The sequence below is a fragment of the Pseudokineococcus sp. 1T1Z-3 genome, assembly GCF_037482365.1.
Lineage (GTDB): Bacteria > Actinomycetota > Actinomycetes > Actinomycetales > Quadrisphaeraceae > Pseudokineococcus.
In genome coordinates, this window is sequence record NZ_JBBHZF010000023.1 from 23,447 (window position 1) to 49,762 (window position 26,316).

The 26,316-nt window shown below is 76.7% G+C and carries 24 protein-coding genes; 14 read left to right on the forward strand and 10 right to left on the reverse strand.

Annotated elements, in window-relative coordinates; genetic code table 11:
• Positions 1-66: 66 nt before the first annotated feature.
• From WDV86_RS07545 to WDV86_RS07575, 7 genes are all read right to left on the reverse strand, one after another.
• On the reverse strand, positions 67-1,035 hold the full coding sequence (locus WDV86_RS07545; RefSeq protein WP_339566998.1) for a hypothetical protein: 969 nt from the start codon (positions 1,033-1,035) through the stop codon (positions 67-69).
• A 4-nt stretch (positions 1,036-1,039) separates the two neighbouring features.
• Complete coding sequence (locus WDV86_RS07550) at positions 1,040-2,233, reverse strand: methyl-accepting chemotaxis protein (RefSeq protein WP_339566999.1); 1,194 nt, start codon at positions 2,231-2,233, stop codon at positions 1,040-1,042.
• Between the two features lie 61 nt (positions 2,234-2,294).
• Positions 2,295-2,789: a chemotaxis protein CheW gene (locus tag WDV86_RS07555; protein ID WP_339567000.1), complete on the reverse strand. Its 495-nt coding sequence runs from the start codon at positions 2,787-2,789 to the stop codon at positions 2,295-2,297.
• Positions 2,786-5,320 (reverse strand): chemotaxis protein CheW, encoded by a 2,535-nt coding sequence (locus WDV86_RS07560; protein ID WP_339567001.1) that lies wholly within the window; start codon positions 5,318-5,320, stop codon positions 2,786-2,788. The genes WDV86_RS07555 and WDV86_RS07560 overlap by 4 nt, the downstream gene beginning before the upstream one ends.
• Positions 5,321-5,475: 155 nt before the next feature.
• A complete protein-coding gene (locus WDV86_RS07565) occupies positions 5,476-5,955 on the reverse strand; it encodes a hypothetical protein (RefSeq protein WP_339567002.1) in 480 nt (159 codons plus the stop codon).
• On the reverse strand, positions 5,952-6,374 hold the full coding sequence (locus WDV86_RS07570; protein ID WP_445262984.1) for a response regulator: 423 nt from the start codon (positions 6,372-6,374) through the stop codon (positions 5,952-5,954). The genes WDV86_RS07565 and WDV86_RS07570 overlap by 4 nt, the downstream gene beginning before the upstream one ends.
• 83 nt (positions 6,375-6,457) lie before the next feature.
• Positions 6,458-7,702 (reverse strand): EAL and HDOD domain-containing protein, encoded by a 1,245-nt coding sequence (locus WDV86_RS07575; RefSeq protein ID WP_339567004.1) that lies wholly within the window; start codon positions 7,700-7,702, stop codon positions 6,458-6,460.
• 278 nt (positions 7,703-7,980) lie between these two features.
• Here WDV86_RS07575 and WDV86_RS07580 point away from each other — a divergent pair, with 278 nt between their 5' ends.
• Positions 7,981-8,841 (forward strand): Fpg/Nei family DNA glycosylase, encoded by an 861-nt coding sequence (locus tag WDV86_RS07580; RefSeq protein WP_339567005.1) that lies wholly within the window; start codon positions 7,981-7,983, stop codon positions 8,839-8,841.
• Positions 8,842-8,964: 123 nt separating this feature from the next.
• Here WDV86_RS07580 and WDV86_RS07585 read toward each other — a convergent pair whose 3' ends face one another.
• Both WDV86_RS07585 and WDV86_RS07590 read right to left on the reverse strand, forming a co-directional pair.
• Positions 8,965-9,945, reverse strand: a complete 981-nt coding sequence (locus WDV86_RS07585) for an SDR family NAD(P)-dependent oxidoreductase (protein ID WP_339567006.1) — start codon at positions 9,943-9,945, stop codon at positions 8,965-8,967.
• A gap of 42 nt (positions 9,946-9,987) precedes the next feature.
• Positions 9,988-10,671: an SSI family serine proteinase inhibitor gene (locus WDV86_RS07590; protein WP_339567007.1), complete on the reverse strand. Its 684-nt coding sequence runs from the start codon at positions 10,669-10,671 to the stop codon at positions 9,988-9,990.
• 186 nt (positions 10,672-10,857) lie between these two features.
• Here WDV86_RS07590 and WDV86_RS07595 point away from each other — a divergent pair, with 186 nt between their 5' ends.
• The 5 genes from WDV86_RS07595 (at position 10,858) to WDV86_RS07615 (ending at position 15,887) form a co-directional block, all read left to right on the forward strand.
• Positions 10,858-11,181: a rhodanese-like domain-containing protein gene (locus WDV86_RS07595; protein ID WP_339567008.1), complete on the forward strand. Its 324-nt coding sequence runs from the start codon at positions 10,858-10,860 to the stop codon at positions 11,179-11,181.
• Positions 11,182-11,282: 101 nt separating this feature from the next.
• Positions 11,283-12,512, forward strand: coding sequence for an ATP-binding protein (locus tag WDV86_RS07600; protein WP_339567009.1), 1,230 nt, complete (start codon positions 11,283-11,285; stop codon positions 12,510-12,512).
• Between the two features lie 68 nt (positions 12,513-12,580).
• Complete coding sequence (locus tag WDV86_RS07605; RefSeq protein ID WP_339567010.1) at positions 12,581-14,203, forward strand: methyl-accepting chemotaxis protein; 1,623 nt, start codon at positions 12,581-12,583, stop codon at positions 14,201-14,203.
• 192 nt (positions 14,204-14,395) lie between these two features.
• Complete coding sequence (locus WDV86_RS07610) at positions 14,396-14,857, forward strand: ATP-binding protein (RefSeq protein ID WP_339567011.1); 462 nt, start codon at positions 14,396-14,398, stop codon at positions 14,855-14,857.
• 52 nt (positions 14,858-14,909) lie between these two features.
• Entirely contained in the window at positions 14,910-15,887 is a 978-nt protein-coding gene (locus WDV86_RS07615; RefSeq protein WP_339567012.1) for a DUF5926 family protein, read from the forward strand.
• A gap of 39 nt (positions 15,888-15,926) precedes the next feature.
• Here WDV86_RS07615 and WDV86_RS07620 read toward each other — a convergent pair whose 3' ends face one another.
• The gene (locus WDV86_RS07620) at positions 15,927-17,195 is read right to left on the reverse strand and encodes an arginine deiminase (RefSeq protein WP_339567013.1); all 1,269 of its coding nucleotides are present in this window, start codon (positions 17,193-17,195) and stop codon (positions 15,927-15,929) included.
• Positions 17,196-17,350: 155 nt separating this feature from the next.
• Here WDV86_RS07620 and WDV86_RS07625 point away from each other — a divergent pair, with 155 nt between their 5' ends.
• From WDV86_RS07625 to WDV86_RS07660, 8 genes are all read left to right on the forward strand, one after another.
• Positions 17,351-18,340 (forward strand): siderophore ABC transporter substrate-binding protein, encoded by a 990-nt coding sequence (locus WDV86_RS07625; RefSeq protein ID WP_339567014.1) that lies wholly within the window; start codon positions 17,351-17,353, stop codon positions 18,338-18,340.
• Positions 18,337-19,392, forward strand: a complete 1,056-nt coding sequence (locus WDV86_RS07630; RefSeq protein WP_339567015.1) for an iron chelate uptake ABC transporter family permease subunit — start codon at positions 18,337-18,339, stop codon at positions 19,390-19,392. Before WDV86_RS07625 ends, WDV86_RS07630 begins: the two co-directional genes overlap by 4 nt.
• Positions 19,389-20,435, forward strand: coding sequence for an iron chelate uptake ABC transporter family permease subunit (locus WDV86_RS07635; protein WP_339567016.1), 1,047 nt, complete (start codon positions 19,389-19,391; stop codon positions 20,433-20,435). The genes WDV86_RS07630 and WDV86_RS07635 overlap by 4 nt, the downstream gene beginning before the upstream one ends.
• Positions 20,432-21,238 (forward strand): ATP-binding cassette domain-containing protein, encoded by an 807-nt coding sequence (locus WDV86_RS07640; protein ID WP_339567017.1) that lies wholly within the window; start codon positions 20,432-20,434, stop codon positions 21,236-21,238. The genes WDV86_RS07635 and WDV86_RS07640 overlap by 4 nt, the downstream gene beginning before the upstream one ends.
• 181 nt (positions 21,239-21,419) lie before the next feature.
• Positions 21,420-22,439 (forward strand): hypothetical protein, encoded by a 1,020-nt coding sequence (locus WDV86_RS07645; RefSeq protein ID WP_339567018.1) that lies wholly within the window; start codon positions 21,420-21,422, stop codon positions 22,437-22,439.
• Positions 22,436-24,025: a hypothetical protein gene (locus tag WDV86_RS07650; RefSeq protein ID WP_339567019.1), complete on the forward strand. Its 1,590-nt coding sequence runs from the start codon at positions 22,436-22,438 to the stop codon at positions 24,023-24,025. Before WDV86_RS07645 ends, WDV86_RS07650 begins: the two co-directional genes overlap by 4 nt.
• A 28-nt stretch (positions 24,026-24,053) precedes the next feature.
• Positions 24,054-24,776, forward strand: coding sequence for an ABC transporter ATP-binding protein (locus WDV86_RS07655; RefSeq protein ID WP_339567020.1), 723 nt, complete (start codon positions 24,054-24,056; stop codon positions 24,774-24,776).
• Positions 24,777-24,940: 164 nt separating this feature from the next.
• A complete protein-coding gene (locus WDV86_RS07660) occupies positions 24,941-26,218 on the forward strand; it encodes an ABC transporter permease (RefSeq protein ID WP_445262991.1) in 1,278 nt (425 codons plus the stop codon).
• The last annotated feature ends 98 nt before the right edge of the window (positions 26,219-26,316 follow it).

Below are 26,316 nucleotides of genomic sequence, written 5' to 3' on the forward strand. Positions count from 1 at the left end.
GCAGGCTGGCCGCGTCCGCGGACCGGCTGCGTCAGGAGACCGCGAGCAGCACCGACGGCGGGTCGGTCACGGCGCACGCCGGGGGCGAGGCAGGCCGGGCGCCGACGTGGGCGCGCCCATGACGGCCGACCACGCCGCCACGAGCCCGGGCTCCGCGTCGGCGAGGACGGCGTGCAGCGCGCCGCTCAGGGCCTGCCAGGCCCCCCGGGCGGCGAGGGCCGCGTCGAGCCCGGCGTCGCGGGCCAGCCCGACGGCGTCCAGCTGCAGGCACGCCGCGGCCTCGGTGCGACCGAGCTCCTCGAGCCGCCACGAGGCCCGGTGCACCTGCTCGGCCCACGCGCCGGGGGGCGCCGGCGTGCCGCGGGCCGGGGAGGCGTCGGAGGGTGCGAGCACCGCCCCGCAGAGCCGCTCGAGCTCTGGGCGCGTCGCCCGCGACAGCCGCCCCAGCAGCGCCGCCGCGGCGGGTGCGCCGGCGGCGGCCGCCGTCACCCGGCCACTCGCCGGCGGGGCGAGCCGGGTGGCGGCCGCGAGCACGCCCCCCTCACGGCCGCCCTCACCACCTGGTGCCCCGCCCGTCGTCGCCTCGAGGAGGGCCAGCGCGACGGCGCTGGCGGCGTCCTCGCGCACCGCGGGCGGCAGGACGTCGGCGCCGTCGCCGCGCGGGTGCAGCGCGGTCGGGACGGCCCAGCACTGCGGTACGACGACGTCGGCGACGAGCCCGCGCAGGTCCTCGACGGGCAGCACGGGGCTGGTCTCGAGCAGCTGCCGGGCCTCGTCGGCGGCGCCGGCCTCGAGCAGGACCCGGGCCAGCCCCAGCGAGGGCGCGCCGCCGCGCCGCGGGCCGCGGGCCTGCTGGCGCCGGGCCAGCTCGTCGGCTCGCTCGGCGGCGCCGGGCCCCCACAGGTGCGCGAGCGCCGCCACGTGCTCGGCGCCGGCGCCCACGGCGTAGCGCAGCACCCGGGCCACCTGGACCCCCGCCGGCTGGCGGACCAGGTCGAAGCCGAGGACGGGCGAGCTGGCGAGGCCGTAGGCCACGGGCTCAGGTCCGCAGGTGGCGCAGGGAGGACTGCAGGCTCGCGGCCAGGGCGCCGAGGTCGCGCGCCGTCGTCTGGGCGCGCGCCGCGCCCTGGTCGGCGCGGGCCGCGGCGCCGGAGAGCCGGGTGATCGTCGAGGCGATCCGCCCCGAGCCGGCGGCCACCTCCTCGACGCTGCGGCTGACGCCGCCGGTGCTGCTCGTCTGCTGCTCGACGGCCGAGGCGATGGTGCCCTGGTAGCCGTTGACCTGGTCGATGACGCTGCCGATCTCGGCGATGGCGGCGACGGCGGCCTCGGTGTCGCCCTGGATGGCCGCGACGCGCGTGGAGATGTCGCCGGTGGCGCGCGCCGTCTCCCCGGCGAGCTCCTTGACCTCGTTGGCGACGACGGCGAAGCCCCGGCCGGCCTCCCCCGCGCGGGCGGCCTCGATGGTGGCGTTCAGGGCCAGCAGGTGCGTCTGCTCGGCGATGCTCGTGATGACCTTGACGACCTTGCCGATCTCGCGGGAGGAGTCCCCGAGCCGCTCGACGAGCGTGGTCGTGCGGTGCGCGACGTCGACCGCGCGGCCGCTCACCTCGACGGCGCCGAAGGCGTTGCTGGAGACCTCGTCGATGGAGGCGCCCATCTCCTGGGCGCCGGCGAGGGCACGGCGGACGCTGTCGGCGACCTGCTCGGCCGTGGTGGAGACCCCCTCGGACTCGCTCGCCGTCTCGCGGGCCGACTGGGCGATGCCGTCGGCGGCCACCGCCATGTCCCGCGCGGACCGGACGAGGGCGGCGGAGTCGCGGCTCACCGTGCGGACGGAGGCGGCCAGCGAGGCCTGCGCCTGCGCCAGCGACCGCCCGACCTCGTCGACCTCGGCCACGCCGACGGCGGCGTAGCCCACGGTCAGGTCACCGCGGCCCATGGCCTCGATGACGCTCCCCAGCGCGGAGACCCCCTCGGTGAGGCGGCGGCGGACGAGGAGGGCGAGGCTGGTGGCGACGGCGACGCCCCCGAGGGCGATGACGCCGGCCACCGCGGCGACGAGCACCGCGGAGCCGATCCCGGCGACGACGAGGCCTGCCAGCACGCTGCCGACGAGCAGGGCGACGCACGGCGCGCCCACGGCCAGCGCGACGAGTCCGGTGAGGCTGGTGAGGTCGGGGCGCGGGTGACCGGCCGGCGAGGCGGTGGCGGGGCGGGAGGTGACGGACATCGCGTGCTCCAGGGGCGACGAGGAGGTGCGGGCTGGCGCCGCCGGCCAGGCGGGGGCCGGCTCAGACGGAGACGTCGAGCGAGGCCGCGCGGACGGCGTCCAGCGGCAGCAGCAGGCGGTCGGGCAGCTGGTGGGCGCCGAGGACGAGGTCGGCCATGGGGCCGGACAGCCCGTCCGGCGGCGGCTCCAGGTCGTCGTCCTCGACCTCGACGACGTCGCCGATGCCGTCGACGAGCAGGGAGACGGCCTCGTCGCCGATGCGGACGACCACGTCGGTGGAGCGGGCGCCCTGGGGGCGCGGCGGCAGGCCGAGGCGCAGCCGCAGGTCGATGGCCGTGACGACCTGGCCGCGGAGGTTGACCAGGCCGGCGACCTCGGGCGGCGCCGTCGGCACACGGGTGCGCCGCTGCTCGGTGAGCACCTCCTGCACGTCGAGGACGGCGATGCCGTAGAGGCCACCGGCCAGCTCGAACGTCACGTACCCGGTCCGCCGGCCCTCGCCCGGGCCCCTCGCGCCCCTGGTGCCCTTGGCGCTCTGGCCCTTCTCGCTCCTCATCGTCCGGCTCCTTCGGTCGCGGCCAGCGCCCTCGGGCGCGGCACCTTGTAGGTGGAGCCCCGGGTGGGCCCGTCGACCTCGTCGTAGAAGCGCGGGTCGGCCGCCAGCAGCGCCTGGCGGACGTCGAGCAGCTCGACGATGCGCCCGTCGATGACGACCGAGCCGGACAGGCCCGGCGCCCCGAGGTTGCTGATGCCGGCCGGCACCGCCGGGGCGATGTCGAGGATGCCGTCGACGGCGAGGGCCACCGATCGGCTCCCGACCGAGTGGACGATGAGGGCGACGTCCTCGCGCGGGCCGACGTGCTCGCCGAGGTGCTCGGCGACGTCGAGCACCGGCATGACGACGCCGTGCTGCTGCATGGCCCAGCGGGTGCCGATGCGCTCAAGCCCGCCGGCGGCGACGACCTCCAGGCGGGCCACGATCTCCAGCGGGACGGCGACGTGCCGCGAGCCCACCTCGGCCAGCAGCAGCTGGGTCACCTCCTGCTGGGACTCGGTGACCTCCTCGGCGCGCGAGGTGAGGTCCTGCTCGCGGGCGGACCGCGAGAGCGCCTGCAGGTCGAGGATGAGCGCGAGCCCGCCGTCGCCCAGGATCGTGGCGCCGGAGAAGTGCTCCAGGCCGGCGAGGGCGCCGCCGAGCGGCTTGACGACGATGTCCTGGGTGCCGACGACGCTGTCCACGACGAGGCCGAAGCGGCGGCCCACCGTCTCCAGGACGGCGACCACCCGGTCGTGCGGCTCGTCCTCGGAGGCGACCGGCTCCAGGCCCAGGGCGTCGTCGAGCCGGACGAGCGGCAGCAGGTGGCCGCGCAGGCGCAGCACCTCGACCTCGCCGACGCGCTCGGTGCTCGTGCCCTCGGGTCCGGACGGCAGCCCCACCAGCTCGCGCAGCCCGCCCTGCGGGACGGCGAAACGGTGCTCGCCGCAGGCCACGACGAGGGCGGGGATGATCGCGAGGGTCAGCGGCACCCGCAGGCGGGTGGTGCTGCCCTGGCCGAGGACGGACTCCAGCTCGATCGAGCCGCCGATGCCCTCGATGTTGGTCTTGACGACGTCCATGCCGACACCCCGGCCGGAGACGCTCGTGACGGCTGCGGCCGTCGAGAAGCCCGGGGCGAAGACGAAACCGAGGACCTCGGCGGTCGAGAGCTTCGCCAGGCCCGCCTCGTCGACGAGGCCCCGTTCCAGCGCGCGGGCGCCGATGACGGCGGGGTCCATGCCGCGGCCGTCGTCGGAGACCTCGACGAGCACCTGCCCGCCCTCGTGCCGGGCGCGCAGCGTGACGACGCCGACCGGGTCCTTCCCGGCCGCGCGGCGGTCGGCCGCCGGCTCCAGGCCGTGGTCGACGGCGTTGCGCACGAGGTGGGTCAGCGGGTCCTTGACCGCCTCCAGGAGCGTCCGGTCCAGCTCGGTGTCGGCCCCCTCGGTGACCAGGCGCACCTGGCGGCCGAGCTGCGCGCCGAGGTCGCGGACGATGCGGGGCAGCCGGGACCACACGTGGTCGATGGGCTGCATCCGGGTGCGCATGACGCCGTCCTGCAGGTCGGCGGCGACGAGGTCGAGGCGGTGGGCCACCTTGATCATCTGCGGGTCCGCCGAGGCGGCCGCCCGCTCCAGCACCTGGTTACGGGTGAGGACCAGCTCGCCGACCATGGCCATGAGCTGCTCGAGCAGGTCGACGTCGACGCGCACCGTCGAGTCGCTGCTGCGGCGCCCGCCCGACGCCTCGGCGGGCGCAGCGGCCGGGGCCGCCGGCTCGGGCGCCGGTACCGGCGCTGGGCGCTGGGCGCTGGACGCGGGGGCGGCCGGCGCAGGGGCCGCCGGCTCGGAGGGCGCGGGGGCGGGCTCGGGAGCGGGCTGGGAGCTGGTGGGCTGGGGCTTGGCGAGCTGGGGCTTGGCGGGCGCGGCCGTGGCGGCGGCGGGCTTGGGAGGCGCGGCCGTGGCGGCCGCGGGCTTGGCGGGCTGGGACTTGGCGGGCTGGGACTTGGCGGGCGCGGCCTTGGCGGCTGCGGGCTTCGGGCGGGCGCCAGAACCCTTGGCGGGCGCGGAGCGCCCGGCGTCCGGCTCGACGGTCAGCCCCGCCGGGGCGTCCGGTCCCGGCTCGGCCGGCGGCGCGGGTGCGCCGTCGCCGGCCTGCAGCTCGGCCTGGATCTCCGCGACCACCGGGGCGAGGTCGACGCCGGCGTCCGTGCCCGTCGTCTCGATGCGGTCGAGCAGCTCGCGGAGGGCGTCCACGAGGTGCAGCAGCACGGTCACCGTGTGCGGGGTGGCGGTGGCCCGCCCGTCCCGCAGCCGGGCCAGCAGCGTCTCGCCGACGTGCGCGACCCGCTCCAGGTCGGAGAAGGCGAGGAACCCGCTCGTGCCCTTGACGGTGTGCACCGTGCGGAAGATCGCCGCCAGCAGGGAGCGGGACGAGGGGTCCCGCTCCAGCGCCACCAGCTGCTGGTCGAGCTCGTCGAGACCTTCGGCGGACTCGACGAGGAAGTCCGCGACGATGTCGTCCATGCCGTCGAGCGACTGGTCGGCCACGGCTGCCCTGCTTTCCTTGTCGTCTGTCGTGCCGCGCGGCGGCGCGGTGAGCCCCCGCCTGCATCGGCGGGAGCCCGCTGTTCATGAGGGGTCCGGAGCTCGTGAGAGGTCTGGCGCTCGTCAGGGGCTGGAGGTCGCGGGGTCTGGCCGCGGCGTCAGACGAGCAGCAGGGAGAGCTGGCCGCTGCCGTAGCCGGCGACCTCGAGGGTGAGGTCGAGGCGGCCGGTCGGCCGGCGCAGGGCGTCGGCCACGTCGGGCGGGCACGCGGTGCCGCTGCCGTAGACCTCGTGGAGACGCCCGTGGTGGCCGTCGTCGACGGGGACGAGCGGGGCCATGACGTTGAGGAGCTCGGCGAGGTTCTCGGCGAGGAGCGGCGACAGCTCGCCGTCCTCCATCGCCGCCTCTGCGCCGCCCCTCGGGACGAGGCCGATGGCCGCACCGAGGATCGCCGAGGTGGCGAGGTCCATCGCCAGCAGGCCGGCGGGCGTCGGGCCGGAGGAGTAGACGGCGACGGTGCCGGCGGCGTCGTCACCGTTCGCGCCCTTGCCGGGGCTGGGGACGACGTCGCGGCCGAGGAGACCCTCGAGCACCTCGCGGATGTCGAGGTTGGTGGGGAGCTCGCGCTCGGCGCTCACGACGCCGCCGCCGCGAGCGCGCTCTCCAGCTGCTCGCCGAGCATCTCGGGCGTGAACGGCTTGGTGACGACGAACGCGGCGCCGGCGGCCGCCGCGCGGGCGTGGACGTCCGCGCTCGCCTCGGAGGTGACGAAGCCGAACGGCGTCGTGTCCCCGCTGGCCCGCAGCTGCTCGAGGAACTCGATGCCGCTGGTGCCAGGCATGTTCCAGTCCGAGAGCACCATCGCGGGAGCATGCTCCGCGACGGCCTCGAGACCGGCGGCGCCGTCGGCGGCCTCGACCACCTCGAGGTCGCCGAGCCCTGCCTGGCGGAGCGTCCGGATGACGATCTGCCTCATGACCCTGCTGTCGTCCACGACGAGTACGCGCACCGCTGACCTCCTGGGGGCTCCGGCACCTCCCCAGGTGCCTGCTGCCACCCCATCGGCAGCCCGGCGCCGCACCTGGAGCGCTCGTCCGCAGGGCGAGACCGGTCGCGGGCGCACCGTGGCGCACGAGCCCGTCAGGGGCTCACGCCGACCAGCGTGCGCGCGGTCCGCAGGGCCGAGGCGCGCGCCCGCAGGTGGGCCGCGGCGACCGCGCCCGGGTCGAGGGCGAGGGCGTCCGCCGGCCACAGGCCGTCACCCTCGACGGCCCGGACCGCGGCTAGGAGCCTGCCGAGCGACCCCTCGCCCGCCAGCAGCGCCGAGGCGGTGGCCGGGCTGAGGCCCGTGCTGCGCACCAGCTCGGAGACGTCGCACCCGAGGACCTCCGCGACCGCCGACAGCAGGCCCACGGTGTGGTGCTCGTCGGCGACGCCGCGGTGCGGCGCGAGCATCTCGCACGTCCGGGCGCGCGTGAGGACGCGGACGACGTCGTCGACCTCGTGGTGCGCCTGCTCGCCGAGCATGGCCAGCACCAGCCACGAGGACAGCGTGCGCGGTCCCATCAGGGTGAGGGCCTGGCCGACCGACGTCACCTCGCCGCGGACGCCGCTGGCCGCCGAGCCCACCCACCGCAGGACCCGCAACGCCAGGGCGGGGTCCTCCCGCACGAGGTGCTCCACCTGGGCCGCGTCGGTGCGCGGGTCGCTGAGCAGGCCCAGCAGGCGCACGCAGACGAGCTGGGACGGTGAGAGGGAGACGCCCTCCACGACGCGGGGACGGTCGAACCAGAAGCCCTGGAAGAGGGTGTACCCGGCGAGGGCGCACTCGGCGAGGTCGGCGGCGTCCTCGACCCGCTCGGCGAGCAGCTGCACCGTCGGCGCCAGCTCGCGGCAGCGGTGGGCGACCTCGGCGGGGGTCCTCTCCCGCGCCCGGACGGCCGCGAGGTCGACCTTGACGACGTCGACCAGCGGCACGAGGACCAGCCGCTCGTCGTCGCCGGCGTAGTCGTCCAGGGCCAGCTGGTAGCCCTGCGCGCGCAGCCGGGCCAGCCCGGCGAGGAGGAGGTCGTCGACGGGGACGTCCTCCAGGACCTCCAGGACGACGCCCTCGGGGTCGAGCGGCAGCGGGGCGTCCCCGACCAGGAAGGTGCGGGTGAGGTTGACGAAGAGCAGCCCGCCGTCGGCGAGCGAGTCCGCCGCGACCCCGCCGAAGGCGGTCGCGATGACGCTCGACGTCGCCCTGTCCTGGGCGGCGAGGTCCCAGCCCTCTCCCCCGGGCAGGGCGCCACCGGGTCCACGGAAGAGGAGCTCGTAGCCGACGCGGCGTCCGGTCGCGTCCACCACCGACTGCCGGGCCAGGGGCAGGTAAGAGCCGTCGGCCACCGCGCCTCCTCCTCCTCGACGCCCCCCGGGGCGAGCTCGGCCGGCGTGCCGGCCGGCGCCGTCGTGCAGGCATCGGCAGCCGTGACGCCGGGCGGCAGCGCCTCGGCCGCGCGGACGGGTGCTGTCGCCCGTTCGCCGCGCCGGGACGTCAGCACGTGGATGAAGTGTGCCCCACCTCGACCCGTCCGGCGGCGTGCGGCGCGTGCCGTCGGCGCGGGCGGGGGTCGCGTCGGCGGTGCCCAGGACACGGCCCCCAGGAGGAGGTGCACAGTAGGAGGGTGCCGGAGCTGCCCGAGGTGGAGGCCCTCGCCGACTTCCTGCGCGAGCGCGCGGTCGGGCGCGTCGTCGCGGGCGTCGAGGTCGCCGCCATCAGCGTGCTCAAGACCTACGCGCCGCCGCCGACCGCCCTGGCCGGGCTCGAGGTCCTCTCCGCCGACCGTCACGGCAAGTGGCTCGACCTCGGCGTCGACGGGCTGCACCTCGTGTGGCACCTCTCCCGCGGCGGGTGGCTGCGCTGGTACGACGCCGTCCCCGAGCGCCCGGCCCGGCCGGGGAAGGGGCCGGTCGCGCTGCGGGTCCGCCTGGACGACGGCAGCGGCTTCGACCTCACCGAGGCGGGCACGCGCAAGCGTCTGGCGGTGCACGTCGTCCCCGACCCCGCGCAGGTGCCGCAGGTGGCCTCGCTGGGGCCGGACCCCCTCGACCCGGCGTTCGACCGGGCGGCGCTCGTCCGGCTGCTCGCCGGCTCGCGGCAGCAGGTCAAGGGGCTGCTGCGCGACCAGCACCTGCTCTCGGGCGTCGGCAACGCCTACAGCGACGAGGTGCTGCACGCCGCCCGCCTGTCGCCCTTCGCCGTCGCCGGGCGCCTGGACGAGCAGCAGGTGGACCGGCTGCACGTCGCGCTGCACGCCGTCCTGGAGGGAGCCGTCGCGGCGGCCCGCGGGCGGCCTGCGGCCGAGCTGAAGGACGCCAAGCGCTCGGCGATGCGCGTGCACGGCCGCACGGGCGCCGACTGCCCCGTCTGCGGCGACGTCGTCCGCGAGGTCTCCTTCGCCGACCGCTCCCTGCAGTACTGCGCCACCTGCCAGACCGGCGGCAAGGAGCTCGCCGACCGGCGGATGTCGCGCCTCCTGCGCTGACCCTCCCCGCCCGGCACCTGCTCCGGGTGGCCTGCGTGGGAGGTGACCGTGCCACGGGTCGCCCCCCGGGCCTCGCCGAGAGCTTCCCGTCCTCGTGCTCGCACGACTGGTGGGTCGCCCCGGTCAGCGCGACTCGCGCGTGCGACGGCGCGCGGGAGCGTCGTCACCGGTCGGGTCGGAGTCCGCGGAGAGGTCGTCGACGTTGCCGCTGGTGTCGGCGACCTGGCGGCGGTCGAGGCCGAGCAGGCGCAGGGCGGGCCCGACGAGTGCGTCGTAGACGCCGGGCAGGAGGGTGAAGCCGGCGACCATGACGGGGTTGGCCCAGCCCACCTGGGTGTCGCGGCGCGCGGCGGCGGGGCGGGCGAGGACGGCGACGACGCGCGCCGCCACCGTGCCAGGGCGGTACACCGGCAGGGGCGGCTTGCCGTGCCGGCCGAGGTAGGTGGCGGCCCGCCGGTACACCGGCGTCTCGACCCCGCCGGGCGAGACCAGCCGGACGTGGATGCGGGGGTAGGGCCGGTTCTCCACGACCAGCGTGCGTCCCAGGCCGCGCACGGCCCACTTGCTGAGCCCGTACGCCGACATCCACGGTGCCGTGATGTGCCCGAGGACCGAGCCGAGCAGGACGAGCGTGCCCGCCTCCTGCGCACGGAAGCGGCGCAGCGCGTGCCGGGCGACGTTGGCGGTGCCGAGGACGTCGGTCCGCACGACCTGCTCGTACACGTCGGCGGGCACCTCGGTGAGGTCGCCGTAGGCGACCACGGCGGCGCAGTGGACGACGGCGTCGAGGCGCCCCTCGCGGCGCACCACCTCGGCGACGGCGTCCTCGACGGCGGCGTCGTCCCCCACGTCGAGCGGCAGCACGTGCACGCGGGCCCCGCGCAGCCGGGCCTCGGCGGCGACGGCGTCGAGGGCCTCACGTCCGCGCGCGCAGACGGCGAGCACCGCGCCGGGACGGGCCAGCGCGAGCACCGTCGCGCGGCCGATGCCGCTGGAGGCGCCCGTGACGAGCACGACGCCGGGCAGCCGGTCGCCGGCTCCCGCCCCGGCCGCCCGCGCGGTGCCCGCCCTGCTGCTGCGCCACCTGCTGCTGCGCGACCTCATGCGACCACTGTGGCGGCGAGGAGGTCGCGCCGCCCGACGTCGTCAGGCGCCGGCCGCAGGCACCAGGGGCACGAGGGCGTCCCAGCGGCTGATCTCGCAGCCGTCGCTGCGGGAGAGGTCGGCCGAGACCACCTCACCGTTGACGGTGCCCGAGACCACGGCCGTCTCCGGCCCGCCGAAGACCTGCGTGCAGGACTGGTTCGGGGCGCTGAGCCCGAGGGCCCGCGCGCCACCCGCGGCGGCCAGGGCCTCGCAGGCGGCGGCCGGGTTGGGGGCCGTGCCGCCGCCCTGCTCGCCGTCGCAGACCAGGTCGTAGGTCTGCAGGTTGCCCTGGCCGTCGTCCACCTGGACGGTGATCTCGGCGCCGAGGTCCCCCAGCGCCACCGGAGGCGCGAGCGCCCCCGCGTCGGGGTCCCCAGGGTCGGTCGTCCCGGGGTCGGTCGGGCCAGGGTCGGTCGAGCCAGGGCCGGTCGGGCTGGGGCCGGTCGGGCTGGGCTCGGTCGGGGTGGCGAGGCTGGGCACCGGGTCGCCCGCGGAGGGCGCGCCGGTGGCGACGTCGTCACCGTCCTGGCCGCAGGCCCCGAGCGCGACGACGAGCGCCAGGCCCGGCAGGAGCGCCCCCACGGACGAGCGGCGGGGACGGCGTGTCCGGCTCGCAGCGCCCAGGTCGACGTGGGGCCCGACGCGTGCGGGCCCGACGCGTGCGGGGTCGGCGTGGACGGGCATGGCGCCTCCTCGGCGGGCGGTGACGGGTCGGCGGCGGTCCGCTGCGGCCATCATGGTCGTGCGACGCACGAGACCTCCGGCGGGTTCCCGCCCAGCGCCGTCGCGCCGGCCCGGCACCCGCCGTACCGTCGCCGGAGCACCAGCACGCCGAATCACTGAAGCGCCGGACCACCAGCAGGAGCCCCCGTGACCGACGTCCCCCGCACCCCCGCCGCCGAGGTCCCCGACGACGCCGTGCTCGTCGACGTCCGCGAGGACGACGAGTGGGAGCTCGGCCACGCGCCCGGGGCGCTGCACATCCCGCTCGGCGACCTGCCCGCACGCCTGGGCGAGCTGCCCGAGGAGGGCGCCCACGTCGTCTGCCGGTCCGGGGGACGCTCGGCCCGTGCCGTGGCCTGGCTGCAGCAGAACGGCGTGGACGCGGTCGACGTCGCGGGCGGCATGGGCGCCTGGCTCGAGGCCGGGCGCCCGATGGTCAGCGAGGTCGGCGACGCACCGCGGGTGAAGTAGCCGGCGGGACGCGCAGGCGGGCGTCTGCCCTCGTCTCGCGACACGCCTAGAGAGGCCCAGAGGTCCCGGGCCGGCGACGTGCGCATGGCTACCGTCCGCCCGTGGACCCCGTGCGCAACCCCTACGCCCCCGGGGCGGGGCAGCGCCCACCCGAGCTCGCGGGCCGCGACCGCGAGCGGCAGACCTTCGACGTCGTCCTCGAGCGCCTCGCGCGCGGGCGCCCCGAGCGCTCGGTCGTCCTGACCGGCCTCCGGGGCGTCGGCAAGACCGTGCTGCTGGGCGCCCTGCGCTCGGCCGCCGTCCGTCGCGGCTGGGGCACCGGCAAGCTGGAGGCGCGCCCCGACCAGCCCCTGCGCCGGCCCCTCGCCGCGGCGCTGCACCAGGCCGTGCGCGAGCTCTCGGGCCGCAACCCCGACGAGGCCGCAGAGGTGCTCGGCGTCGTCAAGGCGTTCGCGCTGCGGGCCTCCGAGCCCGCGCCCGCCGGCGCCGGCGCGCGGTCCACCCGGGGCGCCACCAGGCTGCGCGACCGCTGGCAGCCGGGCATCGACGTCCCCGCCGCCGTGGGCCGCGCCGACTCCGGCGACGTCGAGATCGACCTCGTCGAGCTGCTCACCGACGTCGCCGGGCTGGCCGCGAGCACCGGCCGCGGCATCGCCGTCTGCGTCGACGAGATGCAGGACCTCATGCCCGAGGACGTCTCCGCGCTGTGCGCGGCCTGCCACGAGCTGAGCCAGCAGGGCCTGCCGCTGCTGGTCGTCGGCGCGGGGCTTCCGCACCTGCCCGCCGTCCTGTCGGCGTCGAAGAGCTACAGCGAGAGGCTGTTCCGCTACGTCAGCATCGGGGCCCTGGACCGCGAGCAGGCCGACCGCGCCCTGCGCACGCCCGCGCAGGAGGAGGACGCGGACTACACGCCCGACGCCCTCGCCGCGCTGCACGAGGCCACCGAGGGCTACCCCTACTTCGTGCAGGCCTACGGCAAGGCCGTGTGGGACGTCGCGACGTCGTCGCCGATCAGCGCCGAGGACGTCGCCGTCGCCGCCCCGCAGGCGCAGGCCGAGCTGGCGGTCGGCTTCTTCGGCTCCCGCTACGAGCGGGCCACGCCCGCCGAGCGGGAGTACATGCGCGCCATGGCCGACCTCGGCGCCGAGGCGGGCGACGGCGCCGTCGCCACCTCCGAGGTCGCGACCCGGCTGGGCCGCAAGCCGCAGTCCCTGTCCCCCGCCCGCGACGCCCTGCTCAAGAAGGGCCTGGTCTGGAGCGCCGAGCGCGGCCGCATCGCCTTCACCGTCCCCCACTTCGGCCGGTACCTGCGCCAGCACGCGCCCGACTGAGGCCAGCCGGCGGCAGGCGTCGAGTCGCGGGGCCTCAAGTGGCGGGACGTCCTGCCGATGTGACCGCCATGGCTCGACCCACCGCGCCCGAGACGCCGTCCCTGCTCGCTCGCGTGCGTGACCTCCGGGTCGCCACCAAGCTCTTCGCGGCCTTCGGCGTCCTGACCCTGATGATGCTGACCATCGTCGGCACCGCCCTCGTGCAGCAGGAGCACGCGCAGCAGCGGCTCGACGCGATGTACGAGGAGAACCTGCAGTCCGTGGCGTCAGTCTCGGCCGCCCGCCTGGACATCCAGAAGATGCGCCAGGACACCACGCGCGCCCAGGTCGGCCTCATCGACCCCCCGTCGCTGGAGCGCGCCGTCGCCGAGAACCAGGAGCACGAGGCCAGCCTCCTGCAGAGCTGGGCGTCCTACGACCGCGACACGGCCGCCGCACCGGCCGACCAGCGCGCGGCCGCCTGGGCGCTCGTCGGCCAGTGGCGGGAGGCCCGGCAGGCGCTCTTCACCTACGCCGAGGCCGGGGACAACGCCGGCTTCACGGCCCACCGGGACGAGTTCGTCACGCCGCTGTCCAACCAGATCGGCGACGCCATGGACGACCTGCTGGCCCAGGAGCTCGCGGACGGGGCGGCCGCCGCCACCGAGGGCCAGCAGGACTTCGTCATGACCATGGTCCTGCTCGTCGCCATCACGGTGGCCGCCCTCGCGGTCGCCGTGGCCCTGGCCGTGGTCGTCTCCCGGTCCATCTGCCGGCCGCTGGAGCGGGTGCTGCGGATCAACGAGAACCTGGCCGCCGGACGCCTCGACCAGCGCACCGGGGTGGTGAGCAAGGACGAGATCGGGCGGCTGGCGGCCACGACCGACGCGTCCGTCGAGCGGCTGGCCGAGGTGCTGCGGTCGATCTCCGGGAGGTCGGCGGCCCTGTCGGCGTCCTCGAACCAGCTCACGCAGGTCTCGACCCAGCTGTCGACGGGGGCGCGGGAGTCCACGACCCAGGCCCGGCTGGTGGCCGACGCGACGGGCGAGATCTCCGCGACGATGGGCACCATCGCCGTGGCCGGCCAGCAGATGACCTCGGCCATCACCGACATCGCCGAGTCCACCTCGCAGGCCTCCCGCACGGCCGCCGACGCGGTGGAGACCGCGGTGGCCGCGGCGGCGACGCTCGACCGCCTCGCCGTCTCCAGCCGGGAGATCGGCGACGTCGTCCAGCTCATCACCTCGATCGCCGAGCAGACCAACCTGCTCGCGCTCAACGCGACGATCGAGGCCGCCCGCGCCGGCGAGGCCGGCAAGGGCTTCGCGGTGGTCGCCGGCGAGGTGAAGGACCTGGCCCAGCAGACGTCGCAGGCCACCGAGCAGATCGTGGCGCGGGTGCACACCGCCCAGCGCGACGCCGCGGACGCCTCCGAGGCGATCGCCCAGATCAACGACGTCATCGGGCGCATCGACGCCCTGCAGTCGGCCGTCGCCGCGGCCGTCGAGCAGCAGTCCTCCACGACGGCGGCGATGGTCCGCAGCGTCGACGAGGTCTCCTCGGGCGCCCGGGAGATCAGCGCCAGCATCACCGGCGTCGCGCACGCCGCCGCCGAGACGACCGACGGCGCCGCACGGACCACGAGCACCGCCGACGACCTGGCGCGCACCTCCCGCGAGCTCGACCAGCTGGTCTCGCGCTTCCGGCTCTGAGCGGGCCCCGCCCCCGCGAGGCCGCTGGCCCCGGCGTCACGCGACGGCCGTCCGAGGGGGCGGCACGGGGCAGGTCTGGACCATCGGGCCCCCACGGGTCCACTCTGTGCGCCGGAGGGCGCGGCCGCAGCGGTCCGCAGGCCCTCGGCGGGGAGCGCCCCCGCGCGCGCCGGAGCTCTGGAGGACCCGCACGTGACCACGACGCCGTCCGCCCCGCCCGTCCTGGACTCCCGCCAGCGGGGTGACGCCAGGGCGGTGGCAGTGGCCCACCAGCCGTCCGCCGTGCCGGTCGCGCGGCGCACCATCACCGCCGACGTCTCCTCCCGCGTCGACGAGGAGCTGGCGCACGAGGTCAGCGTCGTCGTCAGCGAGCTGCTCGGCAACGCCCTGCGGCACGCACGGCCGGACGACTCCGGGCGCGTGCTGCTGCGCTGGCAGGTGCGCGGCGACGTCGTCGACGTCGAGGTCACCGACGGCGGCTCGGCCAGCGAGGTCCGCCCGCAGCGGCCGTCCCCGCTGGCCACGTCCGGGCGCGGCCTGCGGATCGTCCGCTCGCTCGCCCACGAGTGGGGCGTCACCGAGGACGAGGAGGGCCGCCGCACCGTCTGGGCCGCCCTCGGCGGCCCGACGAAGCGCCGTCACCCCGTCGCCTGACCCGGCGCCCGCGCGGTCCTGCGTCAGGGGCGGCGCTGCGTAGGGTCCCGGCATGGCGAAGAGGTCCGCACGACACCCCGGCAGCCCCGCGACCGCCCGGGCGGTGGCGACCGCCGAGGAGGTGCCGGTCGTCGGGCAGCGCGAGCCGTGCCCCTGCGGCTCGGGCCGGCGCTACAAGATGTGCCACGGGCGCGCCGCCCGCGCCGCCGCCGCGCCGGCGCCGGCCCGCCCCTTCGCGGGTCTGCCGGGCGAGGGCGACTGGGTCTGCCTGCGCGAGGTCGTGCCCGCCGCCACCGCCGCGCTGCGCACGACGCCCGAGCACGGGGGCGTCGACGTCACGCTCGCCACGCTGCTGCCGCTGGCCCGGCCTGGCCTGCGCCGTCAGGACGGCGAGCGCCTGCTGGGCCTGCAGACCCTCGGCACGAGCGGTGACCCGAGCCGGGACGCGGCGGCGGCGCTGCTCGCCGTCCTCGACCTGGCGCCCGGCGAGGACCTGGCGCGGCGGCCGGAGGTCACCGCGGCGACGCCGCGCCTGCAGGACGTGCTCGACCCGAGCCGGCCGCTGGAGGTCCGCGTCCACGAGGGCTTCGACTTCTGGCTCGACCCCGGCGTCGACCCGCAGGGCCCGGCGGCCGAGGCCCTCGCCTCCGCCAACGGCTCGGTCGTGCCGACCGAGCGGCTCGCCGGCGTGGAGGCCGCCTACTGGTGCCGGATCGGCGAGCGCACGCACCTGCGCTGGGCGTTCGTGGAGGAGGAGCAGCAGCTGCTCGACGCCCTCGCCCGCCTCGCCGCCGCCGGCGAGGCCGGGCTCGGGGACGGCACGCGCCTGCTCGGCACCTTCCGCACCCAGGGCCTCCTCGTGCCGGTCTGGGACCTGACGCCCGGTGCCGTCGCCGACGACGTCGAGGAGCCCGCCGCCGCCTTCCGCGCCCGCCTCGACGAGGCGCTCGCCGTCACCGACCCCCTGACCGCCGACGAGCGCCGGGCCCGCGCCGGCGTCGTCTCCCGCCAGCTCACCCTCCGCGGCTGACCGGCACCCCGTCGGGGGAGGGCCTAGGGCGAGGAGGGCTCAGGGGGCGGGCAGCGGGTCGCGGGAGACGGGGCAGGACATGCACCGGGGGCCACCGCGGCCGGAGCCGAGCTCGGAGCCGCGCAGCGCGATGACCTCGACGCCGTGGCTCTCCAGCCGGGCGTTGGTGCGCGTGTTGCGCTCGTAGGCGACGACGACGCCGGGCGCCAGCGCGAGGGTGTTGTTGCCGTCGTCCCACTGCTCGCGCTCGGCGGTCACCTCGTCGAGGCCCGTGTCGACGACGCGCAGCTCGTCGATGCCCATCGCGTCGGCCGCCGCGGCGAGGAAGGGCCGGGCGGCGGCGACGTGGACGCCGGCGCCCGGGTCGTCGGCGTCGACGGGCGTGAGGGCGTACGCCTGCAGCGAGTGGGCGATCGAGGGGTACATCACCACCCGGTCGACGTCGACCATCGTGCACACGGTGTCCAGGTGCATCGTCGCCCGCTCCTGGGCGACCGGGACGGCGAGCACGCACCGCGCGACGCCGCGGCGGAAGGCGTTGCGCGCCAGACGCTCCACCCCGGCGGGCGTGGTCCGCTCCCCCGTGCCGACGGCGAGGACGCCGTCGGCGAGCAGCAGGACGTCGCCGCCCTCGACGTGCTCCAGGTGCGGCTCGTGCAGCAGGTCGGTGCCGGCGAAGCGCGGGTGGTGGGCGTAGACGGCGCGGGTCAGGGACGTCTCCCGACGCCGCGCCGGCATGGCGAGGGAGGAGACGACGACGGACGGGCCGACCCACGCCGCCGAGTCCCGCGTGAACAGCAGGTTGGGCAGCGGGTCGACGACGAAGTCCCCCGCAGCCCGCAGGGCCGCCACGAGCCCGGGCTCGCGCTCGGGCCGGGCGACGTCGAGCTCGTCGAGCCGCAGGCCCGCGACCAGGGCCTCGGCCAGGTCGGCCGGCCCGAGCGAGTGCAGGTGCGCCCCGACCCGCTCGCCCAGGGCGCCGCCGAGCGAGGGGTCGGCGAGGACGGCGGCCACGGAGTCCTCGCGGGCGCGGGGGACCTCCAGCGCCTGGGCCACGAGGTCGGCGAGGTAGAGCACCTCGACGTCCCGTGCCCGCAGCGCCCCGGCGAAGGCGTCGTGCTCCTCCTGCGCGCGCGCCACCCACGGGATGCCGTCGAAGAGCAGCCGGTCGTTGTTGCGCGGCGTCAGGCGCGCCAGCTCGGCGCCCGGGCGGTGCAGGACGACGGTGCGCAGCCGCCCGACCTCGCTCGAGACCCCCTGCGGGGCAACCGGCGGGGAGTCAGCGACGGCGGACGGCGACGAGGGCATGCGCGGAGGCTAGTGCGCTGACCGGAGCTGGCCCGTGCCCTCGCGCGAGCCCGGGCGGCGGGCGGTCACGACCCCGAGGTCACCACGCGCACGCAGGTGTGGTTAGGCTCCCCTCACCTGACGCACCTCGTCGGCCCGCGACCTCCAGGAGACCCATGTCCCACGCCCCGAGCGCCCCCTCGGCCGCGCCCGCCCCGCGCGCGGCCGCTGCCCGCACCCGGCGCCCCGCCGTCGTCACCGCCGCCTCGGCCGCCGCGCTGCTGGCGCTGGCCGCCTGCGGCAGCGAGAGCAGCGACGACGTCGCCGCCGAGACGGAGACCATCACCGTCACGCACGCCCAGGGCGAGGAGGAGGTGCCCCTGGAGCCCCAGCGTGTCGTCGTCCACGACCTGTCGGTCCTCGACACGCTCTCCCAGCTCGACGTCGAGGTCGTCGGCGTCCCCGACTTCGACTTCGCCGAGCAGCTGCCCGAGTACGCCGACGTCGCGACGGTCGGCACCCTGCACGAGCCCGACGTCGAGGCCGTGGCGGCGCTGGACCCCGACCTCATCATCGTCGCGGCGCGCTCGTCGTCCTCCTACGACGCCCTCTCCGAGGTCGCCACGACCATCGACATGAGCGTCGACAGCACCGACTTCCTGCCCAGCGCCCGCGAGCGGGTGACGACGCTGGGCGAGATCTTCGGCCAGGAGGCCGCGGTGGAGGAGCGCTTCGAGGCCCTCGACGCGATGGCGCAGGAGACCTCCGACCTCGCCGCGGACGCCGGGACGGCGCTCATCGTGATGACCATCGCCGGCGAGGTGAGCGTCTACGGCGCGGGCTCGCGCTTCAACCTGCTCTACGACGAGCTCGGCTACACCCCCGCCGACCCGGACATCCCCGAGGCCAGCCACGGCGACGTCGTCTCCTTCGAGTACATCGCCGAGACCGACCCCGACCACCTCTTCGTCATGGACCGCGACCAGATCATCGGCGACGGCGCCACCTCGGCCGAGCAGGTGCTCGACAACCCCCTGGTCAACGGCACGACCGCGGTCCAGGAGGGCCAGGTCGCCTACCTCGACCCCTTCGCCTGGTACCTGGCGCCCAGCGGCCTCGGCTCGCTGGAGACCATGGTCTCCGAGGTCAACGCCACGGTGACGTGAGCGACGCCACCACCCGGTCGAGCCCCGCTGCGCCCTCCGGCGCAGCGGGGCCTCGTCATGCTCCGGGCCGGGCGCTGACCTCCCGCCCGGCCGCCGCCCTGGGCGCGGTGCTCGTGGTCCTCGGCGCGCTCGCGTCGCTGTTCGTCGGGGCCGCGAGCCTCACCCCGGCCGACCTGCTGGCCGTGCGCAGCCTCGACGACCGTGCCGTCGAGCTGCTGCTCGTCTCCCGCGGGCCGCGGCTGCTCGCGCTGCTGCTCGCCGGCTCGGCCATGTCGGTCGCGGGGCTGCTGATGATGCACCTCACCCGCAACCGCTTCGTCTCCCCGGCCACGGCCGGGACGGTCGAGTGGGCGCAGCTGGGCCTCGTCGTCGCGACGGTCTTCCTCGGGGCGAGCTCGGTCGTCGGCCGGATGCTCGTCGCCGTCGTCGCGGCCCTGCTCGGCACGTGGCTGTTCCTGCGCCTGCTGCGCCGCCTCGTGCTCGCCGACGCCCTGCTCGTGCCGCTCGTCGGGCTCATGCTGGGCGCCGTCGTCAGCGGCGTCGCGACCGGCATCGCCTACCAGGCCGACCTGCTGCAGGTGATGTCCGCGTGGACCGCCGGGGACGCCTCGGGGATCATCGCCGGCCGCTTCGAGCTGCTGTGGCTCGTGGTCGGCGCCCTGGTCGTGGCCTGGTGGCAGGCCGACCGCTTCACCATCGCCGGCCTGGGCGAGGGCGCCTCGGTGAGCCTCGGGGTCGACCACGGCGCCGTCGTGCGCCTCGGCCTCGTCGTCGTGGCGGTCGTGACGGCCGTCGTCGTGGTCGTCGTCGGGGCGATCCCCTTCCTCAGCCTCGTGGTGCCCAACGTCGTCACGCTCGTCGTCGGCGACGACATCCGCCGTGCGCTGCCCGTCACGGCCGTCGTCGGCGCCGCCTTCGTCCTGCTCTGCGACGTCGTCGGGCGCCTGCTCATCCACCCCTACGAGATCCCGGTCGGGACGGTCGCCGGGGTCGCCGGCGGCGCGATCTTCGTGGTCGTCCTGCTGCGGCTGCGGCGAGGGGCGACGGCGTGACCACGACCCCTGTCCGACCGGAGGCCGAGGTCGCCCTCGCCCCCTCGGCGGCCGAGCGCCGCGCGACCGCCCGGCGGTGGCGGGTCGTCCTCGTGCTGTCCGTGCTGCTGCTCGCGGGCGCCGCCGTCCTGACCCTCGCCGGCATCCGCGGCGACCTGGCCTTCGTGCTGGAGCTGCGCGGGCGACGGCTCGCCGCGCTCGTCGTCGCCGGCGTGGCGGTCGGCGTCTCGACCGTCCTGTTCCAGACGGTGACGGCCAACCGCATCCTCACGCCGGGGATCATGGGCTTCGACAACCTCTACGTCCTCGTGCAGACGGTCGCGGTCGCCTACCTCGGGGCCACGGCGGTCGTGACGGCGGACGTCCGCGTGCGCTTCGCCGTCGAGGTGGTCGTCCTCATGGGCTTCGCGCTGCTGCTCCACGCGCTCGTCATGCGCCGGGCGGCCGGCAGGGGGGACGTCCTCGTGCTCGTCCTCGTCGGCGTCGTGCTGGGCTCGATGTTCACGAGCGCGACGCTGCTGGCCTCGCGCGTCATCGACCCGAATGACGCCCTGACGCTGCAGGACCTGCTCTTCGCGAGCTTCGGGTCCCCGGACCGCCAGCTGCTGCCGGTCGCGGCGGCGGTCGTCGCGGCCGGGACCGTCCTGGCCCTGCGCCGGGCCGCGGTGCTCGACGTCATCGCGCTGGGCCGTGAGCCGGCCGTCGGGCTCGGCGTCGACCACGCCCGGGAGATGCGCCGCGCCTTCCTGCTCGTGGCCGTGCTCGTCGCCGTCTCGACGGCGCTCGTCGGGCCGCTGACCTTCCTCGGCCTGCTCGCCGCCAACGTCGCGCGCGAGCTGCTGGCGACCCACCGGCACCGCTGGACCCTGCCGACGGCCTGCCTCGTCGCGGTGCTCGCGCTCGTCCTCGCCCAGCTCGTGCTCGAGCGCCTGCTCGGCTGGGGCACGGCCGTCGCCGTCGTCATCGACGTCGTCGGCGGGCTGTACCTCCTGCTCCTGCTCGTCCGGCAGGGGCGACCCACCTCGAGAGGGACCCTGCTGTGATCTCCGCCCGGGGCGTCTGCGCCGCGCACGAGGGCGGTGCCCGCGTGCTCCACGACGTCGACGTCGACGTCCGGCCGGGTGCCGTCACCGCGCTCATCGGCCCCAACGGCGCCGGCAAGTCGACGCTGCTGGCCGTCATGGCGCGGCTCCTGGAGCCCCAGGAGGGCGTCGTCCTGCTCGACGGGCAGGACGTGCGCGCGCAGAAGGGCGAGCACGTCGCCCGGCGGATGGCGGTGCTGCGCCAGGACACCCACCTCGCGGTCCGCCTGTCCGTCCGCGAGCTCGTCATGCTCGGCCGCTTCCCCCACACCGGCGGGCGGCCGACGCCGCACGACCGGCGGCTCGCGCAGGAGGCGATCGAGGAGGTCGCCCTGGCCGAGCTCGCCGACCGGCGCCTCGACCAGCTCTCCGGCGGCCAGCGCCAGCGCGCGCACCTGGCCATGGCGCTGTGCCAGGTCGCCGGCGCTGATGTCTCCGCTGCCCCCGACGGTGGACCGCGCGACGGTGAGCACCTGCTGCTCGACGAGCCGCTCGCGGCGCTCGACGTCAAGCACTCCGTCGCGATCATGCGGCTGCTGCGGCGCCGGGCCGCCGAGCGGGGGGCGAGCGTCGTCGTCGTCGTCCACGACATCGGCTTCGCCGCCGCCCACGCCGACCACGTGGTCGCCATGCGGGAGGGGCGGGTGGTGGCCGACGGCCCCACCGCCGACGTGATGACCGCGGCGGTGCTCTCCGACCTCTACGACACCGAGGTCGAGGTGCACGACCTCGGCGGACGGCGGCTGGTCGCCTACCACGGGTGACCGAGCGGGGAATGTCGCCGACGCCCGCGCTGCGCGCCACCCGAGACGGCGTACGGCTGGTCACATCTTGGCAACATGTCGGACGTCGGGCCGGCGATCTCCCTAGTGTTCGCCTCGCGGGCAGAGGTCGCCTCCGACGGGCTGCCGCTGGCTCCTCGCGCGCGGGGGGTGAGGGTGGGTCATGAGGTCGAGGACGACGTCGCGGGCCGGTCGGGCGAGCAGCCGCGCGGTGGTCGCCGCGCTGGGGCTCGCCCTGGTGCTGGGCGGGTGCGGCGGCGCGGCGGGGGACGACGAGGCAGGCGAGGAGTACGTGCCGAGCCCCCTCGACGAGTACTTCGAGCGCGCCTACGCCGGCACCGAGGACGTCGACTGGGAGGCCCAGCAGCGCGAGGTCGAGGAGCTGACCGCCGCCTGCATGCAGGAGCAGGGCTTCGACTACGTCCCCATGGACGTCTCAGGCTCCTACACCGAGGTCGTCGTGCCCGACGGGGAGGAGGAGATCGACTGGGACTCCGAGGAGTACGCCGCCACGGAGGGCTACGGCATCTCCACCTGGGACGACGAGGAGAGCTCCCCCGAGGTGGAGGAGGGTCAGGAGTGGGAGGACCCGAACCAGGCCTACCTCGACTCCATGTCCGAGAGCGAGCAGGAGGCCTTCTACGAGGCGCTCCACGGTCCTGCGGTGGAGTACGACGAGGAGGACCCGGACGCCGAGATGGACTGGGACTGGACGACCGCCGGCTGCTCCGGCGAGGCCCAGCACGAGGTCGACGGCGGTGTCGGCGACCCCTTCTCGGACCCCGCCTTCGCCTCTCTCGAGGAGGAGATGGACGCGCTGTGGGAGTCCATGACCACCAACGCCGACGTGCTCGCCCTCGACGCGGAGTGGTCGGAGTGCATGGCCGACGCCGGCTTCCCCGGCTACAGCAGCCAGACGGACCCGCAGGAGGAGATCGACGAGGAGATGCAGGCCCTCTACGAGACCACGAGCGAGGAGACCGACTGGCAGGTCGACCCCGCGGCCCTCGAGGAGCTGCAGGAGCGGGAGATCGACACGGCGGTGGCGGACTTCCGCTGCGCCGAGGAGGTCGACTACGACACCCGGTACGCCGAGATCTCCCGGCAGGTCGAGCAGGCCTTCGTCGACTCCCACCGCGCCGAGCTGGAGGCCTGGGTCGAGGCGACCGGCGCGGGGTCGTGAGGGAGGTCGAGGGGCGGACCCGTGCGACGGCGTTCGTGCACCGGCTGACGCCGCGCCTCGGGAAGGGCGGGCGCACCGTCGCGGTGGTCGCCGCCACGGCGGCGGTCGCGCTCGTCGCCGGCCTGGTCGTCGGCCGGCTCGTCACCTCACCGGCCGAGGCCGCGGCGGAGGCCGCGGCCCCGGCGGCGGGGCTGATCACCGTGCCCGCCGAGATGCGCACGCTGTCCGACGACGTGACCCTGCGCGGCGACGTCCAGTACGACGACCCGACGCCCGTGACCGTGGAGACCGGCGACCGCGAGGAGGGCGGCCCCGCCGTCGTCACGGGCGGCGTGCCGGAGGTCGGCACGACCCTCGAGGCCGGGGACGTGCTGCTGGAGGTGACCGGGCGGCCGGTGCTCGTGCTGCCCGGGGAGCTGCCCGTCTACCGCACCCTGCGGCTCGGCCTGCGCGGCCCGGACGTCCTCCAGCTCAAGCAGGCGCTGGCGGGCCTGGGCCTGCTCCCCGGCGAGGTCGAGTCCGACGTCTACGACGGGGCGACCGCCGGCGCGGTCCGGCAGCTGTTCGACCGGGCGGGGTACGCGGCGCCGTCCCCGCCCGAGGGCAGCGCGGAGATGGCCACCGAGGCCGAGCGCTCCCTCGCCCAGGCCGAGGCGGACCTCGCGACCGCCCGCGCCGCGCTCGACGAGGCCCGCTCCGGCCCGTCCCGGTCGGTGCGGGTCGAGGCCGACAACGCCGTCCGCGAGCAGGAGCGCCAGCTGGCCGCCGCGCGCGAGGGCGGCGACCCGATGGAGGTCGCCGCGGCCACGGACGCGCTGGCCCTCGCCCGGGTCCAGCGCGACGAGGCCCTCGCCGTCCCGGCGCCGAGCGCGGAGCGGCAGGCCGTCACGTCCGCGGAGCAGGCCAGGACGAGCGCCACGGAGGCCCTCGCCGCGGCCCGCGACGAGACGGTCACGCCGCTGCCCGCGTCCGAGGTCGTGTTCCTGCCGTCGCTGCCCCGCCGGGTCGACGAGGTGCTCGTCGAGCGCGGCGGCACGGTCTCCGGCGCCGTGGCGCAGGTCTCGGGCGCGACCCTGGAAGTGGTCGCCTCGGCCGCCACGGGCGACGCCCAGCTGCTCGAGGAGGGCATGGCCGCGGTGCTGCAGGTGCCGGACGGCGAGACGGTGGACGCCAGCGTCTCCTCCGTCGAGGCGGGGGGCTCCAACGGCGGGTCGGCCTCCGGCTCCGGCGAGGAGGGCGAGGAGGACGAGGAGTCCGAGGGCTCCGGGTCGGGCGAGTCCGGCGGTACCGACCGCGCCCGGGTCAGCTTCACGCTCGGCGACCTCACCGACGACCAGCTGGCCGCGCTGCAGGGGCAGAACGTGCGGATCACCGTGCCGGTCAGCTCGACCAGCGGTGAGGTCCTCGCCGTGCCGCTCGCCGCCCTGACCGCCGGGGCCGGCGGGGAGTCCCGGGTCGAGGTGAGCACGGGCCAGGCCGGGGAGACCGAGCTCGTGACGGTGACGACCGGGCTCGCCGCCGACGGCTACGCCGAGATCACGGGCGGGGACCTGGCCGCGGGCGACCTCGTCGTCGTCGGCCGATGACCCCGACGCTCCCCGGGAAGGTGCGACCGTGACCGTGGCGACCGGGGCTGCGGTGACCGGGGCTGGGGCATCCGGGGGCGCGGCGCCCGTCGTCGAGCTCGTCGGCCTCACCCGCAGCTTTTCGGGGTCACCGCCCGTGCAGGCGCTGGCCGGCGTCGACCTCCTCGTGCGCGAGGGCGAGTACGTCTCGGTGGTGGGGCCCTCGGGGTCGGGCAAGTCGACGCTGCTGCACGTCCTCGGCCTGCTCGACCGGCCGACGGGCGGGGACTACCTGCTCGACGGCGTCCCGACCTCGGCGACGTCCGAGGGGCGTCGGGCGCAGCTGCGCGGCGGGCGCATCGGCTTCGTGTTCCAGCAGTTCCACCTGCTGCCGCACCGCACCGTCCTGGAGAACGTGCTGCTGGCGACGCTGTACAGCGGCGTGCCGCGCGGCGAGCGGGAGGAGCGCGCCCGCGCCGCGCTGGAGCGGGTCGGGATGGGGCACCGGCTGCACGCCGCGCCCACCACGCTGTCCGGCGGCGAGCGCCAGCGGGTGGCCGTGGCCCGGGCCGTCGTCACCGGCCCCAGCCTGCTGCTGGCCGACGAGCCCACGGGCAACCTCGACTCGGTGAGCTCGGCGGCCGTGCTCGACCTCTTCGACGAGCTGCACGCGGGCGGGCTGACGCTCGTCGTCATCACGCACGACCCGGTCGTCTCGGCGCGGGCGCGGCGGCGGGTACGCATCAGCGACGGCCTGCTGGCGGAGGTGTGAGGGACGCGCGGGCGGCCTCGGCGACGCTGGACGACGTCCTCGACGACCCGGCGCTCGCCCCTTCTCGACGGCGGCGCGGCCGGGCCGCGCGCGCCCTGCGCACGGCCGGGGGCCGGCTGGGGGGCCGGCTGGCGGGCACGCGGCTCGGAGGCCGGCTGGGTGCGCTGCGGCGTGGCCGGCGAGACCCGGGCGACGGTGGTCCACGGCGGCCGCCCTGGCAGCGCGGCGACGGCTTCGACGTGCGGGACCTGCTGTCCGAGGCCGTCGCGAGCGTCGGCGCGAGGCCCGGGCGGCTGGCCCTGACGATGCTCGGCACGGTGCTCGGCATCGCCTCGCTCGTCGTGACCATCGGGCTCGCCCAGACCGCGGCGGGGCAGGTGGGCCGCCAGTTCGACGCCGTCGCCGCGACGCAGGTGGTCGTCCAGGCCGGCAGCGCCACCACACGCGGCGGCCAGGAGCGGGCCACGGGTCGGCTGCCCTTCGACGCCCAGGAGCGCGTGGAGCGCCTCGCCGGGGTGGAGGCGGTGGGCGCGCTCGCGACCGTCGACGTGGGCGACGCCGAGGTCACGGCCGTCCCGGTCAACGACCCCTCCGCGCCGGCGGCCGTGTCGCCGCCCGTCGTCGCCGCCTCGCCCGGCCTGCTCGAGGCCGTGCGCGGCCGCGTCGTCACCGGACGGTTCTTCGACGCCGGGCACGACGAGCGCGGGGACCGGGTGGTCGTGCTGGGGGCGGGCGCCGCCGAGCGCCTCGGCGTCACCCGGGTCGACAGCCAGCCGACGGTCTTCCTCGGCGAGGAGCCCTACACCGTCATCGGGGTCGTCGACGGCATGGTCCGGCGGACCGACCTGCTGCAGGCGGTGGTCATGCCGCTGGGCACCGCGCGCGCGGACTGGGGGCTGCTGGCGCCGCAGGAGCTGCAGGTGCGCATCGACGTCGGCGCCGGGCCGCTCGTGGCCCGCCAGGCGCCGATCGCGCTGGACCCCGCCAACCCCGACGGCTTCGCCGTCCAGACGCCGCCGGAGCAGTCGAGCGCCCGGGAGGCGGTCCAGGGCGACCTCAACGCGACCTTCCTCGCCCTCGGCGCCGTCGCGCTGCTCGTCGGCGGGCTCGGGATCGCCAACGTGACGCTGCTGTCGGTGCTGGAGCGGCGCGGCGAGATCGGGCTGCGGCGGGCCCTCGGGGCGACGCGCCGCCAGGTGGCCGGGCAGTTCCTCGTCGAGTCCGTCGTCCTCGGCCTCCTCGGCGGGGTCGTGGGCGCGTCCGTCGGCGTCATGGCCGTCGTCGGCGTCTCGCTCGTGCAGCAGTGGGTGCCCGTCCTGTCCCTGCCCATGTCGTTCGGCGCCGCGCTGCTCGGCGGGCTCATCGGCCTCGTCGCCGGGACCTACCCGGCGGTCAAGGCGGCCACCCTCGAGCCCATCGCCGCGCTGCGCGGCGGGCTGTGAGCCGCTGCGGCCGAGGACGCCAGCAGCCGTGGAGGACGGCGTCCTGCCGCCCCCGGACGAGAGCCGGCCGACCTGCGGCGACCCCCGACGACCGCGTC

Bases quoted from the DNA above. Each gene is read 5' to 3' on its own strand.
- WDV86_RS07590 (WP_339567007.1), bottom strand. From the start codon at position 10,671: ATGCCCGTCCACGCCGACCCCGCACGCGTCGGGCCCGCACGCGTCGGG.
- WDV86_RS07620 (WP_339567013.1), bottom strand. From the start codon at position 17,195: ATGCCCTCGTCGCCGTCCGCCGTCGCTGACTCCCCGCCGGTTGCCCCG.
- WDV86_RS07555 (WP_339567000.1), bottom strand. From the start codon at position 2,789: ATGAGGAGCGAGAAGGGCCAGAGCGCCAAGGGCACCAGGGGCGCGAGG.
- WDV86_RS07550 (WP_339566999.1), bottom strand. From the start codon at position 2,233: ATGTCCGTCACCTCCCGCCCCGCCACCGCCTCGCCGGCCGGTCACCCG.
- WDV86_RS07605 (WP_339567010.1), top strand. From the start codon at position 12,581: ATGGCTCGACCCACCGCGCCCGAGACGCCGTCCCTGCTCGCTCGCGTG.
- WDV86_RS07625 (WP_339567014.1), top strand. From the start codon at position 17,351: ATGTCCCACGCCCCGAGCGCCCCCTCGGCCGCGCCCGCCCCGCGCGCG.
- WDV86_RS07615 (WP_339567012.1), top strand. From the start codon at position 14,910: ATGGCGAAGAGGTCCGCACGACACCCCGGCAGCCCCGCGACCGCCCGG.
- WDV86_RS07645 (WP_339567018.1), top strand. From the start codon at position 21,420: ATGAGGTCGAGGACGACGTCGCGGGCCGGTCGGGCGAGCAGCCGCGCG.
- WDV86_RS07585 (WP_339567006.1), bottom strand. From the start codon at position 9,945: ATGAGGTCGCGCAGCAGCAGGTGGCGCAGCAGCAGGGCGGGCACCGCG.